The sequence below is a fragment of the Sulfitobacter sp. TBRI5 genome, assembly GCF_051013555.1.
Lineage (GTDB): Bacteria > Pseudomonadota > Alphaproteobacteria > Rhodobacterales > Rhodobacteraceae > JL08.
The window spans coordinates 1,265,359-1,282,258 of sequence record NZ_CP112884.1 but is presented as its reverse complement, the minus strand read 5'-3'; the positions used below and the strand labels follow the sequence as shown (position 1 = coordinate 1,282,258).

Genomic DNA, 16,900 nt, shown 5'->3' with positions numbered 1-16,900 from the left:
GGCAGGAATGCGTTTGAGGCCTGAACCTATGTAGCGGCAGAAGCATCGTCAAGATATGGTGTGCGTTTCAGGGCATCTGTCACAAGATCGTGCGGTAATCGCATAAGAGTTGGTGTGGCGGTCCACAAAATTGCGGTTTCAATTTCACGACCCGGAAAGACCTGCGATAGCGCATGCGCATAGGCCCCCAACTGACGCAAAATGCCTTCGGGAACCTCGCTGGCTGTGCCCGGCGCTGTGGCGTTGGTTTTGAAATCAATAGCCGTTACGCGATCATCGGCGACAATCAGGCGGTCGATTGTTCCGTGCAATCGATGCCGCCCCAGTTCGGCGGTAACCGGTACTTCGCGCAGCGCTGATCGCGTGAACACGCCTGACAGGTTCTCTTCACTCAAAACATTCAACGCTTCGCCGATTAGGCCGGGCGCGTCTTCCGGCGTGGCCGCATCCGGACCGTTCTGTAACAACTGCGCGGCAAGCGCGGCGCGCTGGGCGGGCGCGATATCTTCCAGGTGTTCCAGCAACAGATGGATTTGCCGCCCCTTTTTCAAGGCGCTTTCCTCGTCAGCGCCAGCGTCGCCGGGCAATGCCTTGGCGCCGCCCAGATCAGACGGGCTGATCGTTTTATGTGCTGGCGGCAAGGTCGGCACCGGAGTTTCAAAGAAAGCTTCAAGCACCGGATCGGGTGTATCGGTTTCGTCTTCGGTTTCAATCCGCAAGCCGGCCCAATCACCGTGCGACAACCGAAGCCCTTGCCCGCCTTCAAAATCATGAGACACCGCACCGGCCTGTTTCATCGCATTCTGGATCATTTCGTACCAGCTGCTGTCATCCTTTGTCAGCTCGCCAGCCGCCGCTACGATAAGCCATTTTTCCGCCCGCGTCATGGCAACATACAACAGGCGAAGCCGTTCATTCAGTTCGGCGTTCTTCAAATCGTCAAGCGCCGATGTCAGGACTTCGGGGGCTGTGTCGGCGGCCGTTTTCCAGATTGCATGTTGGCCAACCGGGATGATCTCCTTTCGGAGGGGTGGTGCATATCTGGCCGTTTCGGGCAGGATGACAATGGGCGCTTCCAGACCTTTTGCACCATGCACCGTCATCACCCGGATCTGGTTGCTTGCCCCATCCATCTGGCGCTTGATGTCCAGATCATCCGTTTGCATCCACACCAGAAAACCGGTCAGGCTGGGCACGGAATTGCGCTCGTAAGACAGGGCTTGCGACAAAAGCGCATCAATCCCGTCTTCGGCCTCGTGCCCCAGACGCGCCAACAGGTTTTTCCGGCCTTTGTGCCGTGTCAGAATACGTTCGATCAGATCATAGGGGCGCAAGAAGTCCGTTTGATCGCGCAGGTCTTGCAGGATTGCCAGCGTTTCAGGATAGGTTTCGGGTTTTTCACGCAGCGCCTGCCACAGAAAGTGGGTTGTGCGACGATGTGAAAGGCTGAAAAGATTCTGTTCGCTCCAGCCGAACAGCGGAGAACGCAGTGCGGTTGCCAGGGCAAGATCGTCTTCCGGCGTGGCCAGAAATGACAGCAAGGCCCCAAGATCCTTGACGGCGGTTTCTGCCCCGACCCGCAACCTGTCCGCACCTGCGATAGGAAGGTTTTGCCCTTTACAGGCTCTGATAATTTCGTGAAACAGAGCGGAACGGCGTTGCACCAGAATTAGAAAATCACCGGGCCGGACAAGCCGACCGGCACCTGTAGACGCACCTTTGGTTTCGTCGGGTATCACGGTTTGATCATCGATCATCCCGCGAATGGTGCGTGCAATCTGTTCCGCCAGAACAACGGTGTGGTGTTTCTCGCTTTTCTGATCCAGCGGATCATACCAAGCCCGCTCTTCGCTCTCATCGCTTTTTTCGACCACAGGCCAAAGATCAACCCGACCTGGCAAGTCCGTCTTGAACGCCTTGTGCAGGGCGTCTTTGGAAAAACCGGCAGCGCCCTGCGCGTCAAAGGTTTTATCAACAAGCCACAATATCGCTTCGGAAGACCGGAAAGAGTGCTCTAACGTCAGATCCTGTAATGCCAGCCCGACCCCGTTCAGGCGCGCCTTGAATTCGTTTTGCATCCGGTCAAATTCGTTCGGGTCTGCGCCCTGAAACGAATAAATGGATTGCTTCTTGTCCCCGACCACAAAAATGGTGCGGGTCGCATCTGTTCGTGCGCCCTGCCCGCTGGTGAATTCCTGCGCCAGTTTTTCAATCACATCCCACTGCGCCGGGCTTGTATCCTGCGCCTCGTCCACAAGGATATGATCAATCCCGCCATCCAGACGATAAAGCACCCATTGTGCGACGTCTGAATCACGCAGCAACTGGCGCGCTTTCATGATCAGATCGTCGAAATCCAGCCAGCCGCGCTGTTGCTTGCGCATGTCGTAGGTTGGCAGAAACTGGCGGGCAAATGTGTAAAGCGCTTGCGTTCTGCGTGCGGCCATCAGGCCCAACCGCATCTGCCGCCCGCGCTCAACGCGCTGCATTAAAGCATCAAGTTCCGGCATGACATGGGCCAGATCCTTTTGTCGAGGTTTTGTCGGAACAGTGCCTAACTTGGCCGAAAATGGTGATTTTTTCAGCAAAAAAGCCGATTCCAGAACGGGCAAAGCCGACCAATCCAGACGCGTTACCGATTGCAGCAACCGCCCGGTCTTTTGATCATTTGTCGAACTGTTCAGAAGGGGCCCGATCAGCGCGTCCAGCAATAATTGTTCCGACCCAAGCATGACGGACGCAAGCACGGTGTCTTCGGTAGTATCGGCGGGCAGACCGAACAGGCCCAGCAAGTCTTTGAATTTGACACCGGCTTGGAAAAGATCGCGGTTGCGCACGATTTCATCGGTCAGTTTTGTAAAATCCTCACCGGTGAAATGCTGGGCGACCTTGCTGACGCAGCCGTCTACATCAGCCTCTGCCAGCTCATCGACAATCTCGGCGCGCAACAAAGCCGCTGCCCGGTCTTCGATCTCTGCAAATTGCGGGCTTACCCCTGCTTCCAGCGGAAACCTTCGCAGCAAAGACGAACAGAAAGAATGGATCGTCTGAATTTTCAGCCCGCCGGGGGCTTCGATTGCGCGGGCAAACAGGGTACGCGCGCTTCGCAGACGTTCCGTATCAAGCGTGCCTTCCAACCCAAGATCTAGCAGCGCTGCACGCAGGGGCGCATCTTGCAGCATCGCCCATTCGCCCAGACGACCAAATAGCCGGTTTTGCATCTCGCTTGCTGCGGCCTTCGTATAGGTCAGGCACAGGATGTGCTGAGGCTGCACATTGTTTAGCAAAAGACGCGCCACACGATCCGTCAGAACCCGTGTTTTTCCTGAACCGGCATTGGCTGCAAGCCAGGTCGATTCAACGGGGTTTGCTGCCTGTACCTGTCGTTCGGTTGCTTCGTTCCGGCGCATCACGTCAAATCCTCGGGTGTTGGATCGTCGCTGTTGTCCCATTCACCAAACCGCGACAATTGATCGTAATCGCCTTTATCAGTGTCTTTTTGCAGCATGCGCCGCGCCGTAAACCCTTGGGCAGGATCCAGATAGGCAGCGATCAGTTCTTTGAGCTCTTCCCAGATTTTTGCCGCCGGTTCGTCCTGAAGCGGCGCTTCAACTTCGGTCGGTTTGGAACCCAGACCGATGAAAACGGCACGCGCAACAGTTGCCGGCCCGACGCTTTCGAAACCACCGGCTTCGATCATCGCGGCTTCCAGCAGCAACTGTTTATCGAATTTCCGCTGTTCGGCCGCGCTGGGCGGTTGGCCGGTTTTGTAATCATAAAGATAGACAGTGCCGGTTTCGTCCTGATCAATCCGGTCTGCAAACCCCTTTATTTCAAAACCCAGTTCCGGCAGCACAACGATACCGCGGGCGTCCTTTTCAAAAACCAAAGGCGTCGCGTGCCGGCGCCGTTCTTCTTCACGCTCCAGAAACCAGTCGGCGACGCGTTCCAGCCGCGCACGCCAAACCAGTTTCGTTGCGGGCCACGGCGCTTTTTCATCCAGCACCTGATCTGCAATCTGCATCAACATGTCTTTGGTCAAGCTGGATGGGTCTTGCACCGTCTGGCGTACGAATTGTTCCAGAATCGTGTGTATCAATGTCCCCCGCAACGGCGCATCGGCGGACTGAACCAGTGGATCAAGCGGACGCAGTTTTAAAATATGTTTGGCATAAATCGCATAAGGATCCCGGATCAGACGCTTAATGTCAGTCACGGCCAACTTGCGCGGTCTTGCTGCAACGGGGGGTCTTGGCGATGGGCGCGGGGCGGGGGCAACGGGTGAAACACGCTCCAACTCTCGTGTTCTGGCAAGCCATTCATCGCCGCGTGCGGTCATGTCCGCCAGGCATTTCAGACCGCCCTGTTCCGGCAAACCCCGCATCAGATTGGTCAGGCGGTTGATCCATCTGGAGGCAACGGTTTCAGCGTCTTCCGACCGCACTGAACGTGTCAGCCAGATTTCCTTTGCCGAAACGGCTTGTTGATAATCATGTGCGGACAGGCCGATACGCCGTTCCGGCAGTAGCAATCCGGCGCGATCGCGCAATGTCCGGTTCAACCAGGGATCGGGGGTCGGGGCGGCAGGCCAGATGCCTTCGTTCAAACCGCCCAGGATCAGCAGTTCGGCGCCTTGCACCCGCGCCTCAAGCGTACCCCAGATCATGATGCCGGGCGTGTTGTCATCCCTGTCGCGCACCTCGCCCTGAGACAGCAGGTTGCCGATCAGATTGTTGTAATCAAAGGCCGACATATCCCCGGCAGATGCGGCCTCGCGCTCGACCGATTGCATGACCTGAAGCGCCGACTGCCCCGCATTCTTAAGCCACAGTTCGCCGGAATCTTCCGGCGCGGACCCTGCCGAAAGCCGTTGGGAAAGATCGATGTGTATCTGTGACCAGACGGACAAGGGGCGTGCGTCACCGGTGGCATTGCCCGGCACCGTGTTGCCCAGCCAGTTGGCCCAGTCCGGCGCGGCGGGATGGTCGTGCTGGCTCGCCCAGGCCCTGAAATCGGATTCCTTGGGGTAGGGCGGGGCAGTCCTGCGCAAATAAAGCTCAAGATCCCGCGTGAACAACAAGTGCTGATTGCGGCTTCCGCCACTGTGACACAAGGGATGCTTGAGCAGTGTAAACAGGAGTTCCGCAGACATTTTCTGTGAAAAAAGCTGTGCGACATGGCGCAAGAACCGGCCCGGCGGCGAAAGGTGCAAGGGCTGGCCCGCACTGTCATCAGGTGTGATGTTCCATTGATCAAGCGCCGCCGTAACACGTCGTGTCAGCATTCTGTCAGGCGTAATCAGCGCGGCGGTCTGGCCATCCTCGGCGGCTTGACGCAAGCGCAACGCAACGGCCAGCGCCTCATCTCTGGGATGACGGGCCTGAACCAGGGTCACGCCTTGTGTCGCGCCAGCGATATCCGGCAGGGCAGGGCCTTCGGCCAGCCAGGCATCGGTGAACGGGGCAGGGCGCAAAGACAGGGAAACCAACCGGTTGCGGGCTGCGACATCCGGCCCGATATCAGCACCCCAGTTTGATATGTCGGCAGGTCGCAATCCCAATGCCAGCATCAGCTTGCGGTACCGGTATTGCGGGTGATCCTCGGACAGCAGCGGATCGTCCAGCTTGGTCCACACGTCTTCCGGAAGATCAAAGTCGAATCCCGGCAAGATCAGCGCGCCTTGGGAGAGCTTTGCAACGGCCTGCATCAACATCATCGTCGTTCCCCGCGATCCGGTGGAACCGGCGACGATAACAGGGTCTTTGGGCGGGTTTGACGCCCAATGCGCGGCCAGCGCGGAAACGACAAGGCGCTGGCGGGTTTCCACATCGGGTTCGGATGTGGCTCCGTCAAAATACTTTTTGATAATGGAAATGAATGTCTTAGTGCGCTCCCAGTGTCCTGACTGATCAGAAACATCCAGTGCCGATATGGCATCGGGGGAAACGCCTTCGCCGTGCATTTCGTCCATTAGTGCGGCCAGACTATCGGAAAGGTCGAACAAGGCAGCGCGGGATGCAAGATCAGGTTCTTTTTCCAGCAAAGTGCCAATCAGTTGCGACAACTCCAGCCGCCGGCGCAAAGCGGGAACAGCCGGCGGAATGCCCGCACCAACAGCGCCTTGCCCAAGGTCTGTGATGACCTGAATGCGCGGCAATAACATCGGTGGTCCGGCATCAAACAGATCGCGGATACGGCGGGCCATCCGCTGTGTGTTCACGATCACTGTGACGCGCGTCAGCGTTTCGGGTGGTTGGTCTTTGTGGCGTGCAATCAGGCCATCAACCAACGCCTTGGGAAAATCTGCACCCAATGGCAGGCCGAAAACCCTTGGGCGGTCTGTCGGATCAAACATTGCGGGCCGTCAGGGCGGCTTCGGCCAGTGGGATGCTTTCGGGTTGGCCCACATCACACCACTTTCCGCGGTATTCCAGACCAAACAGGCGCTGATGCTTCAGCATTTCCTCCCACACAATGTTCAAAGAGAATGCGGCCTGCGGGACATCGTGCAGCATGTCCGTCTTGATGATTTGCGCACCAGAATAAATCAGGCCCTTGCCGCGCGAAAGACGCCCGGATCCGGCCAGAAAAAAATCCCCTGCACCGGAATGTCCAACTGCGTTTTCGGGGGAAACACACATCAGCAGCGCGTCCATGCTGTCCGGTTCCCACGCTTGTGACAAAGCTTGCAGCGGATTTGAACCAACCCAGATTGCATCCGTGTTCATCGTGAACACCGGTCCGCCCCCAAGATACGGCAGCGCCGCCCGCAAACCGCCGCCGGTTTCAAGAATGTCGGGGCTTTCGCGGGACAAAATAACGCCGTGTTGTGAAAGATGCGCGGCCAGCACGTCGGGCTTGTAATGCAGGTTCGCAACAACTTTTTCGAACCCCATGGGGCTTACCTGATCCAGCGCATGATCAACAAGTGGCCTGCCTGCGACGGGCACCATGGGCTTTGGCTGCTCGGCGGTCAGGTTGCCCATACGGGTTCCAAACCCTGCCGCGAACAACATTATGCTGGTTGGTGTGTCGCGCATTGCGTCCTTAGTTTTGCAAGGATTTCAGGGGTTGGGACGGGCAGGGGGACCGTAACAAGCGGACCAAGATGCTGTAATGCAGGATGACGCAGATTGCGCTCGATAAACTCCCACACGCGCGGGATCATTTCGATATATCCCGGTTTTCCGGACTTGAGGCACAGCCTTGAAAAAACGCCGAGGATTCGCAGGTTCCGTTGCAAGCCCAGCAGAGCGTAACTGATGCGGAAACTTTCGGGTTCGACCCGGGCGCGTTCGATGTAATGCGACAACATTGCCTGTTCCAGCGCGGGCGGAACATCGCGGCGCGCATCCTGCAAAAGAGACACCAGATCATAAGCAGGATGCCCCAACATCGCATCCTGAAAGTCCAGCAGGCCGACCCGAGCAACGCCGTGTCTGTCGGGAAGCCAAAGCAGGTTTTCCGCGTGGTAATCACGCTGGATCAGAACCGTCGGTGCGGCAACGTGTTCGCTCAGTGCAGCATGAAACGCGGATCGGAAATCAGATTTTGCCTGTTCATCCGTCTGACCCAGTGCCCCCAACTGGTACCAGTCAAACGCAAGGGCCGCCATTTCCGTCATGAGGATCGAATCATAAGCAACCAAAGCTGGCGGTTTCGCAGCATGAAGGGTGATTAGCGTGTCTGTTGCAGCCTGATAAAGCGTGCCTTCCAGCTCGGGTTTTGCCATCGCAACTCTGGCAAACAGATCATCCCCCAAATCCTCAAGAAGCAGAAATCCGTTTTCCCTGTCTTCCGCCAGAATGCGCGGCGCACTTAACCCGATGTCGCGCAGATAACGCGCGATGCGAATGAACGGCGCGATATCTTCGCCTTTTTCCGCGGGTGCGTCCATCAAGACTGCTGGCGCGCCGTTCTTTGCCTTAAGGCGTTCGTAGCGGCGGCTTGATGCATCCCCCGCAAGTGCAGCGCGGTCACATCCGGCCCAGGCCGTGCCGGAAATGAAAACAGCTGCCTTTTCTTCACGCGGTGTCATTTGGTTATGGCCTTTGACAGGTTTGCCCATCGATCATTCTGCCAGCTGAAGGTCAAGGTTCTGGCTGTTTCGGTGTCGCCCAGCTCAAACCGGATCAAAAGCGCATCTTCCGGCGCAAGTTCGCCCAGACGATCCGGCCATTCAATCAGGCAGATTGCAGTTTGAAACGCGTCTGACAATCCCAACTCCTCAACGTCATCCGGGGATGACAGACGATACAGATCGGCATGCCATATCTGTCCGGGTTTGGTGTCATAGACCTGAACCAAAGTAAAACTTGGCGAAGGTACATCTTCTGTCAGGCGTTGCTGTGACTGGATAAGATGCCGCGCGAAACAGGTTTTACCAGTTCCAATGTCCCCCTCAAGAAGAACAACATCCCCCGTTTCAAGCTGTTTGCCCAATCTGACCGCCAGTTCGGCAGTTTCAGCTTCGGTCGCCAGATCAAAAATCAGGGAGTGTTCATTCATGCCGCCAAACTATCGCCTGTGACAGCGCTCGCAAGTGGGATCATGCGGTCTCGGCTGTTATCGTTCGCTGTGCTTTCCGGATGAGGGGCGTTTCCGAATTCTTCTGGAACCTGACAAGCGTTGCCCCATTTGAAATCGGATGGACGCCGCACACCAATTCATGGCCGCAGTTCATACGCACAAGCCCGTCCCATTCGGCGCGTTCGGTACAATCCAGAACGTAGTCGCGCAACTCTCCAAACAGGGGGGTTGCTTGGCACTGCGTCTGAAAATGCCGTATGGCGTCCAGAATTGTCATGTCGACAAAGCTGCTGTCCGGGTCCGTCCGCCAAAGATCGCGATATGCGGTATTGGACAGGGTCAGAATGCCGGTCGAGGAAAAAACGACAAGCGCGTCGTCCAAAGCATCAAGCAGGGATTGCCCCTGTTCCAGTTCCGACCGGAACCGGCGGGTTAGCGAAACCTCGGCGCTGATATCTTCGATCAGGAATGCGATCGCACCATCCGGATGGGGCCGCCCGCTGACCTTGTAAGTCGGACCAGAGGGCAGGGTCCAGGTTTCGACGTAGTCGCCGTTTCGTGCGCTCGCCACCAGATCGGCAATCTGTTCGCGCCAGGATTTATAGTCCTTGGGCTCGGGCATCATTCTGTTGTCGCGCAAGCGGTCAAAGAAAGACAAAAGATTCGGGCGCGCGCTCAAAAACTCGGCTGAAAGTGCCGTCAAGTCGATCAGGGCCGGATTAAACAGCGCCAATTGTCGGTTCCGGTCAAATATAGCCAGCCCACTGGATAGCTCTGCAAAGGTTTTGGTCAGCGTCTGGACAAAATTCCGCCGCGCGACTTCGGCATTCACAACCATGTCCACGTTAACAGCGTAACAAAAGCTGCGATCTTCAGCCCGCGACACGAAAACATCAAACCAGGCCGTTTGTTTTCCGCTGTCAACACTAACCGAGGTCCGGATCTTGCCTGTCTTGACCCTGTCAATTTCGCCCAGATCAAACACCGGTTCGTTTTCTGAAATCCCCAGTTTGTTGCGCAGCACATCATAGGCCGGATTGTGCCATCTTGGCATGCTGTCATCACCGATTTGCCAAACAGGATAGGGTGCGCTTTCCATCGCCTCGCGCGCCATGGATTGTTCGGTGATTTGAACGGCCTCAACATGCTGACGTATCGCATTCCCGCTTGCGTCAGATGGTTCGATCACTTCAAGCCGGATGATTCCGTTATTCCATTCAACCGACAGCCTGGCCGGATCACCATGATCTCCGTCCGCATAGTCACAACGGCCAGAACCGGAAAACGTTTCGATGCTTCGTGGCAATTCCGGGAAACGGGGGCGCAGCACCTTGCCTATCCGGGTCCAGCCGTCATCGTCGATGATATCTTCGATCAGGGCTTCTGCGTCAGGGGATACATCGCGCAGATTTGTTCCATCCAGCAAAAACACCAAACCGTCCGGTGAAACGGAACGGATGTTTTCGACAGGTGCCGCCGGTTCGGAAGCGGTGCGGGCGATCCACAATAGGGCCAGCGCTGCAACGCCCGAACACACCAAGACAAGCAAAACCAAGTCACCCCAATACAGTCCTGTCACGGATCAGCCTTCCCTCGACACGGTCGCCAATCCCAACCTGTCCAAAAATGGTTAATGCCGGGTTAATGTCGAAAAAATGCAAGGGAAATTCAGGGTCAAAATAGACCGGATCAGATTTCGATAGGTTGATTGCGACCCGTCGTGAGAGAGATGTTTTCAACGGATTTCGCGTCGATCCGGCCCCGTGGCCAGGTGACTTTCACAATCGCGCCGCGTTTCTGCTTGGATGATTTTGACGGCCGGTCAGGGTTGGATCCGTTGGCAAAGCTCAACTCGGCACCCGACCTTTCCAACAATGTCTTGGCGATAAACAGGCCAAGCCCCATACCTTCGTATTCCGGTCGAGAGCGCCCGTCGGCACGGCGGTTTTTCACAAACGGGTCGCCGATCCGGCCTATAAGATGTGAAGGAAAACCGCGCCCGTCATCAACGATCCGCACTGATATCGTTTCATCATTCCAGCGGGTTTCGATCCATATGTTCGCACTGGCAAAATCGACTGCGTTCTGGATCAGATTGCGCAGCCCGTGAATGACTTCCGGACGGCGCAGGATCGATGGCTGGAGCGCATCGTTTATATGATCGCCTTCCTGAAAGTGGATCGTCTTTCCGCGGCTCATATGAGGCTCGGCGGCTTCTTGCAGAACAGTTACCAGAGGCGCTTGTCGCAACAGCAGATCGTCTTTTCCCACCCGCCCCATATCGCGCAGGATATCCCTGCACCGGTCTGCCTGCTGTCGTATCAGTTCCGCATCTTCGCGTAGTTCATCACGGTCGTGCAGTTCTTCAATCAGTTCGGCGCTGGCAAGTTTGATTGTCGCCAAAGGCGTGCCCAGTTCGTGGGCAGCTGCTGCAACAACCCCGCCCAGATCTGTCAACTTCTGTTCGCGGGACAGGGCCATTTGCGTGGCCGCCAACGCATCCGACATCGAATGCATTTCGGACGTGACGCTGCGCGCGTAGACAGACAGGAACACAATCGCGATCACCAGCGCGACCCAGTTGCCGAAAACAAACACATCCGGAATGCGCAGGATAAACCCCTGTTCCGTGCGCAACGGCAAATGAAATTCCGTAAGCAGCGTAGCGATCACAATTGCCGTACCTGCAAGAACGATGGTTGAACGTGGCGCAAGAACCGCAGCCGAGATCGTGACCGGACCCAGTAACAAAAGGGCGAACGGGTTATGCAACCCGCCGGAAAGATACAAAAGAAAGCTGAGCTGAAGCAGGTCAAACAGCACCATCAGGAAATTTTCGGTTTCCGAAAGCCGTTTATTTTCCGGAAAGACAAAGATGGCGATCAGGTTTCCGATCACCGAGACACCGACGGCCATGTAACACAGACCAAGCTCAAGCTGTAGGCCATACATGCGCTGGGCAACTGTAATGGCCGTTAACTGCCCGACAATGGCTGCCCAGCGCAAAAGGATCATCGTGCGCAACCTGATCCAGTTGCTGCGATCGTCCCCGAATAAGATGCCAGTGTTTGAATCGGTCATTTGTGCCCTAAGTCTATTGCATCAGCCGGATGGATTGATAGGTGTCTTGCGTCACCAAGGTAATGAATGTCGGATTGAAGGAAACCATATGCTTCGCGCTTTTGCAGTTGCAGCCGTTTTAGCGACTGTCGCCCTTTTGGGCGCGGTCTGGTTCGTAAGCCGCTCTGGTTCAGAAGCGGATCAGTTTGCGCAGTGCCGCACGTCCCAGATTGCGGGCGGAACGGGTTCAATCGGTGGCCCTTTCGAACTGGTGAATTCCGCAGGCGAAACGGTGACGGACAAAGATGTGATCACGCAGCCTTCGCTGATCTACTTTGGATACGCGTTTTGCCCGGATGTCTGCCCCCTTGATACGGCACGCAACGCGGAAGCGATCGATATCCTTGAAGAACGCGGTACGATGGTCACGCCCGTTTTCATTTCGATCGATCCAAAACGCGACACGCCCGAAGTTGTTGGGGATTTTGCGTATAACCTGCACGAACGGATGATCGGATTGACCGGATCCCCCGAACAGGTGAAAGCGGCAAGTCAGGCTTACAAAACCTATTACAAGGCGCATGACGCCGAAGACGAATACTACCTCGTCGATCATTCCACATTCAGCTATCTCGTTCTTCCGGAAGCTGGGTTCGTCGAATTTTTCCGGCGCGAGATTTCGCCACAGGAAATCGCTGACAAGATACAATGTTTCGTTGATGCTGCGCAAAATTGACGCAGTGTTTGACGTTTGCACTGCGCCAGTTAATACTCTGAAAACCAATAAGGTCTGACGGGGAGAGGACTGTATGAGCGCACCAACGTCGCAGAATATCGGGGCAGACAAGTCATTGCTGCTGGTGGATGATGACGAGCCCTTTCTTCGACGTCTGGCAAAAGCGATGGAAAAGCGCGGTTTTGAAATCGAAACGGCCGGATCTGTCGCTGCGGGCAAAGCTATCGCAACAGCGCGTCCGCCAGCCTATGCAGTGGTTGATTTGCGACTAGAGGACGGTAACGGCCTTGATGTCGTCGAGGTGCTGCGTGAAAAACGCCCCGACAGCCGTATAGTGGTTCTGACCGGATATGGCGCAATTGCGACCGCCGTTGCCGCAGTAAAGATTGGCGCGACAGATTATTTGTCCAAACCTGCGGATGCCACCGACATTACCAATGCACTTCTGGCCAACGGCGATGAAATGCCGCCGCCGCCGGAAAACCCGATGAGTGCGGACCGCGTAAGGTGGGAGCATATCCAGCGCGTTTACGAGCTATGTGACCGGAATGTCAGCGAAACGGCGCGACGTCTGAACATGCACCGACGGACATTGCAGCGTATATTGGCGAAACGATCACCACGCTAAAGATCGAACCGCTTGCTGATCTTTCCGGTGATCCGCCCGTCTGACAATTCGGCAGCCGGGTCGATGTGCCAGTCTTTGAATCCCATGGCGCTGTAATAGGTCAGCCCGCTTTGGTTGTCGGCGCGGATCGTGGCGTTGATCCACTTGTATCCCAGATTTCTGCATGCATCGCGGGTCGCCGCAAAAAGCGCCCGTCCGGTGCCCTGACCTGTGATGCCGGGTTTGACGAAACTGGCGATATCGGCCGCATCGGGCGGCAGTTGTGAGTGAGGTTCGGCGAATTGAAAGCCGATCACCGCGCCGTCCTGCTCTGCCAGCACCCAGGATGACGCTTCGGGATCATGATCCATCCATTGCCTTATGATTGGCCCAGACACGGGTGTCAGATGTGCAGTTGTTCCGCCAAGCGCGATAATTTCATTCAGAATGGCCGCAAGATCAGCCGCATCGGAATACTCAGCCGTGCGGATCATCATGCCATTGCGCCCAGCAAGACCTGATAGCGGGCAGTGAACGCATTGCGTGTTTCAACGGGCGGCCGCAATGTAATGTCCAACCCTTCGGTCAGGTTCAATTCGGGTTTGCCGAACAGTTTGTTGGCTTCGTCAGTGGTGAAGCCAGCGATCTGCGTCGCTTCCATCCAGGCGCTGATTCTGTCTGCTTTCTTGATCTGTTTCTTGATTTTGGATGGAATCGTCGCCGGCAGCCCGAACCTGATATGTATGGCGGCGGTCAATCGATCATCCAGGACGCCATAGCCCGGCCCCACTGCGGATTTTACCGGCGAAATCATATCCCCGATCACGTATTCCGGTGCATCATGCAAAAGGGCGGCCAGGCGCCATTTTGCCGGGGCGTTGGGAGCGATACGACCAAACAGCGTTTCCACCAGCAGTGAATGTTCAGCAACAGAATAGGCAAACTGCCCCTGTGTTTGCCCGTTCCATCGCGCAACAAAGGCCAGACCATGCGCGATATCTTCGATTTCGATATCAAACGGGGTCGGGTCCAGCAGGTCCAGTCTGCGGCCGGATAACATGCGTTGCCATGCGCGTGGTTGTTTCATGAATACCTCTGGGTTTTGACGCGACACTACGCAAGGCGCGCTGCCATTGTCGAGACAGTAAGACAGTGCTATCTGACCCGCTAAATCATCTGCAAGGAGACCGGCCAATGCCGAAGGATTACATCGTAAAAGATATCGCTCTGGCTGCCTTTGGCCGCAAGGAACTGGATATTGCGGAAACCGAAATGCCGGGGCTGATGGCATTGCGCGACGAATACGGCGAGACAAAGCCGCTGAAAGGCGCGCGGATTGTCGGATCCCTGCACATGACCATCCAAACGGCGGTTCTGATTGAGACCCTTGTCGCGCTGGGTGCCGATGTGCGCTGGGCGTCATGCAATATCTTTTCAACGCAGGATCATGCGGCGGCAGCAATCGCGGCAGGTGGCACACCAGTTTTTGCGATCAAGGGCCAGACGCTGGAAGAGCATTGGGACTATCTGGACAAGTCGTTCATGTTTCCCGAAGGGCCAAACCTGATTTTGGATGATGGCGGCGATGCCACGCTTTATATTCTTCTGGGGGCGCGCGCAGAGGCGGGCGAAGAAATTATTCCGGTGCCCACATCCGAAGAAGAAGAAGCCATCAAGGCGCAGATCAAAAAACGGATGGCGGCCAGCCCGGGCTGGTTCACCAAAATGCGCGACCAGATCGTTGGCGTATCGGAAGAGACAACAACCGGCGTGCACCGTCTTTACGAACTGGTACGCGAAGGCCGGCTGCCTTTTCCTGCCATCAACGTGAACGATTCAGTCACCAAATCGAAATTCGACAACAAATATGGCTGCAAAGAATCGCTGGTTGACGGAATCCGGCGCGCAACAGACACGATGATGGCCGGTAAAGTTGCCGTCGTGATGGGCTATGGCGATGTTGGCAAGGGATCAGCAGCGTCTTTGCGCGGCGCCGGTGCGCGCGTTAAAGTGACCGAAGTCGATCCGATCTGTGCGTTGCAGGCGGCCATGGACGGGTTCGAAGTTGTTCTGCTTGAAGACGTTGTCGGGTCGGCAGATATTTTCATCACGACCACTGGCAACAAGGACGTCATCCGCATCGAACATATGCGGGCGATGAAAGACATGGCGATCGTTGGCAATATCGGCCATTTCGACAATGAAATTCAGGTTGCGGCGCTGAAAAACCACAAATGGACCAATATCAAGGAACAGGTGGACATGATTGAGATGCCGAATGGCAATCGCCTGATCCTGCTGTCCGAAGGTCGTTTGCTGAACCTTGGCAACGCAACAGGCCACCCGTCTTTCGTGATGTCGGCGTCTTTCACTAATCAGGTACTGGCCCAGATCGAACTTTGGACCAAAGGCGATCAGTATAAAAGCGATGTCTACATCCTGCCCAAGCATCTGGACGAAAAAGTTGCGCGCCTGCATCTGGACCGTATTGGCGTGAAACTGACGCAACTGGACGCTGATCAGGCGGCCTATATCGGCGTGAAACCGGAAGGCCCCTTCAAGCCGGAACATTACCGGTACTGAGTATCTCGGGATGTGACAAACATCTGATAAGGTCTATTGTTAGGATAAGGCAGGTCAATTCGGAGGTTTGAAAATGGGACGTCTGTTCAGGTTTTTGCTCTAGCGGCCGGTGTTACGTGCGCCGGATGGACCACCGCATCGGCCCAGGGTACCGCATCAGAGGAATTGGCGAAAAGCCTTTCAAACCCGGTTGCGTCGCTGATCAGCGTTCCGTTCCAGTATAACTATGACGAAGGGTTTGGCCCGAACGGCAACGGGTCGCGCACAACGGTCAATGTTCAACCCGTCGAGCCGATCAGTATCGGCAAGAACTGGAACCTGATTTCACGAACGATCGTTCCGTTTATCACCCAGGATGACGTGATCCCCGGAACATCGCAGTCAGGTATCGGCGATATCGTTCAAAGCTTTTTCTTCTCTCCGAAGGAACCGACAGCAAACGGGTTGATCTGGGGCGCCGGCCCGGCTTTCTTGCTGCCAACAGCCACGTCTTCGGCATTGGGCGCAGATCAGTTTGCGGCTGGCCCGACGGGCGTTGTGCTACGTCAAAGCGGCCCCTGGACCTACGGCGCATTGGGCAATCACCTGTGGGATGTCGGCGGCGGATCGACGGAAATCAACGCCACATTCATTCAGCCTTTCCTTTCCTACACAACGCCTGATGCCTGGTCATTCACGCTAAACTCGGAATCCACATATGATTGGGAAGCGGATCAATGGTCTGTCCCGCTGAATTTTGTGGTGGCAAAAGTGGTCACGATCGCAGGCCAACCGGTGAGTGTAGGTGGCGGTGTGCGCTATTGGGCGGAATCGCCAACCGGTGCTGCGGATGATTGGGCCGCAAGGCTGGTCGTGACTTTCCTGTTTCCGAAATAGTCAGGCATGGCTTGGCCGACGGATAATTTCCCCTTTGTCATGGCCCGTTTGGTTGTTACCTTTCCATCACTTGGCCTGCGGGCCGTTCACAATAGGCGGGAGATCCCAGATGGGTAAACGTGACGAGTTGATCGCGCAATATGCGGATGATCTGAGAAACAAATGCGGTATGACACCGGACATGGACCTTTTGACCAAGGTCACGATTGGTTGTGGTCCTGCGATTTACAATGCGGATGCATCTACGGTTGCGGCGTCGCAACAAAGTGAGCTTGAAACCGTAAAAGACAATTTTCTGGTCAAAAAGCTGGGTTTGGCAGACGGACCAGAGCTTATGGCGGCGATCCAGAAAGTCATTGAAACATACGGCCAGTCAGAGCGGAACAAGTACCGCGCGGTCGTCTATTACATGCTGACAAAGCATTTTGGCAAAGAAGCCGTTTACGGCTGAATGCAGCGAAAAACAACCTGAACGCCTGCTTTGTTAAGCAGGCGTTTTTTTTGGCGGG

The 16,900-nt window shown here is 55.9% G+C and carries 14 protein-coding genes; 5 read left to right on the top strand and 9 right to left on the bottom strand.

Annotation, left to right across the window (positions count from 1 at the left end; genetic code table 11):
• Positions 1-26: 26 nt before the first annotated feature.
• From addA to regB, 7 genes are all read right to left on the bottom strand, one after another.
• A complete protein-coding gene (gene addA / locus OLX72_RS06585; protein ID WP_433990086.1) occupies positions 27-3,410 on the bottom strand; it encodes a double-strand break repair helicase AddA in 3,384 nt (1,127 codons plus the stop codon).
• Complete coding sequence (addB, locus tag OLX72_RS06580) at positions 3,410-6,355, bottom strand: double-strand break repair protein AddB (RefSeq protein ID WP_433990085.1); 2,946 nt, start codon at positions 6,353-6,355, stop codon at positions 3,410-3,412. Before addB ends, addA begins: the two co-directional genes overlap by 1 nt.
• The gene (locus OLX72_RS06575; protein ID WP_114871932.1) at positions 6,348-7,040 is read right to left on the bottom strand and encodes a nucleotidyltransferase family protein; all 693 of its coding nucleotides are present in this window, start codon (positions 7,038-7,040) and stop codon (positions 6,348-6,350) included. The genes addB and OLX72_RS06575 overlap by 8 nt, the downstream gene beginning before the upstream one ends.
• Positions 7,016-8,038 carry an aminoglycoside phosphotransferase family protein gene (locus tag OLX72_RS06570; RefSeq protein ID WP_433990084.1) on the bottom strand — a complete coding sequence of 341 codons (1,023 nt, stop codon included), beginning with the start codon at positions 8,036-8,038 and terminating at the stop codon, positions 7,016-7,018. Before OLX72_RS06570 ends, OLX72_RS06575 begins: the two co-directional genes overlap by 25 nt.
• Positions 8,035-8,508, bottom strand: a complete 474-nt coding sequence (gene tsaE / locus OLX72_RS06565) for a tRNA (adenosine(37)-N6)-threonylcarbamoyltransferase complex ATPase subunit type 1 TsaE (protein WP_114871934.1) — start codon at positions 8,506-8,508, stop codon at positions 8,035-8,037. Before tsaE ends, OLX72_RS06570 begins: the two co-directional genes overlap by 4 nt.
• A 40-nt stretch (positions 8,509-8,548) precedes the next feature.
• Entirely contained in the window at positions 8,549-10,108 is a 1,560-nt protein-coding gene (locus OLX72_RS06560; protein ID WP_114871935.1) for a PAS-domain containing protein, read from the bottom strand.
• 110 nt (positions 10,109-10,218) lie between these two features.
• On the bottom strand, positions 10,219-11,610 hold the full coding sequence (gene regB / locus OLX72_RS06555) for a sensor histidine kinase RegB (protein WP_114871936.1): 1,392 nt from the start codon (positions 11,608-11,610) through the stop codon (positions 10,219-10,221).
• An 88-nt stretch (positions 11,611-11,698) separates the two neighbouring features.
• Between regB and OLX72_RS06550 the strand changes: the two genes are divergently transcribed.
• Together OLX72_RS06550 and OLX72_RS06545 are read left to right on the top strand one after the other, a co-directional pair.
• Positions 11,699-12,325: an SCO family protein gene (locus tag OLX72_RS06550; protein WP_433990083.1), complete on the top strand. Its 627-nt coding sequence runs from the start codon at positions 11,699-11,701 to the stop codon at positions 12,323-12,325.
• 73 nt (positions 12,326-12,398) lie between these two features.
• Complete coding sequence (locus OLX72_RS06545) at positions 12,399-12,953, top strand: ActR/PrrA/RegA family redox response regulator transcription factor (RefSeq protein ID WP_114871938.1); 555 nt, start codon at positions 12,399-12,401, stop codon at positions 12,951-12,953.
• Here the strand turns inward: OLX72_RS06545 and OLX72_RS06540 are convergent.
• A complete protein-coding gene (locus OLX72_RS06540; RefSeq protein WP_433990082.1) occupies positions 12,950-13,429 on the bottom strand; it encodes an N-acetyltransferase family protein in 480 nt (159 codons plus the stop codon). The genes OLX72_RS06545 and OLX72_RS06540 overlap by 4 nt on opposite strands.
• Positions 13,426-14,019 carry an HD domain-containing protein gene (locus OLX72_RS06535; protein ID WP_433990081.1) on the bottom strand — a complete coding sequence of 198 codons (594 nt, stop codon included), beginning with the start codon at positions 14,017-14,019 and terminating at the stop codon, positions 13,426-13,428. Before OLX72_RS06535 ends, OLX72_RS06540 begins: the two co-directional genes overlap by 4 nt.
• Before the next feature lie 107 nt (positions 14,020-14,126).
• Here OLX72_RS06535 and ahcY point away from each other — a divergent pair, with 107 nt between their 5' ends.
• From ahcY to OLX72_RS06520, 3 genes are all read left to right on the top strand, one after another.
• Positions 14,127-15,515, top strand: coding sequence for an adenosylhomocysteinase (gene ahcY, locus OLX72_RS06530; protein WP_433990080.1), 1,389 nt, complete (start codon positions 14,127-14,129; stop codon positions 15,513-15,515).
• Between the two features lie 165 nt (positions 15,516-15,680).
• Positions 15,681-16,391, top strand: a complete 711-nt coding sequence (locus tag OLX72_RS06525; RefSeq protein ID WP_433990079.1) for a transporter — start codon at positions 15,681-15,683, stop codon at positions 16,389-16,391.
• A gap of 109 nt (positions 16,392-16,500) precedes the next feature.
• The gene (locus OLX72_RS06520; RefSeq protein ID WP_114871943.1) at positions 16,501-16,842 is read left to right on the top strand and encodes a DUF2853 family protein; all 342 of its coding nucleotides are present in this window, start codon (positions 16,501-16,503) and stop codon (positions 16,840-16,842) included.
• Positions 16,843-16,900 lie beyond the last annotated feature (58 nt).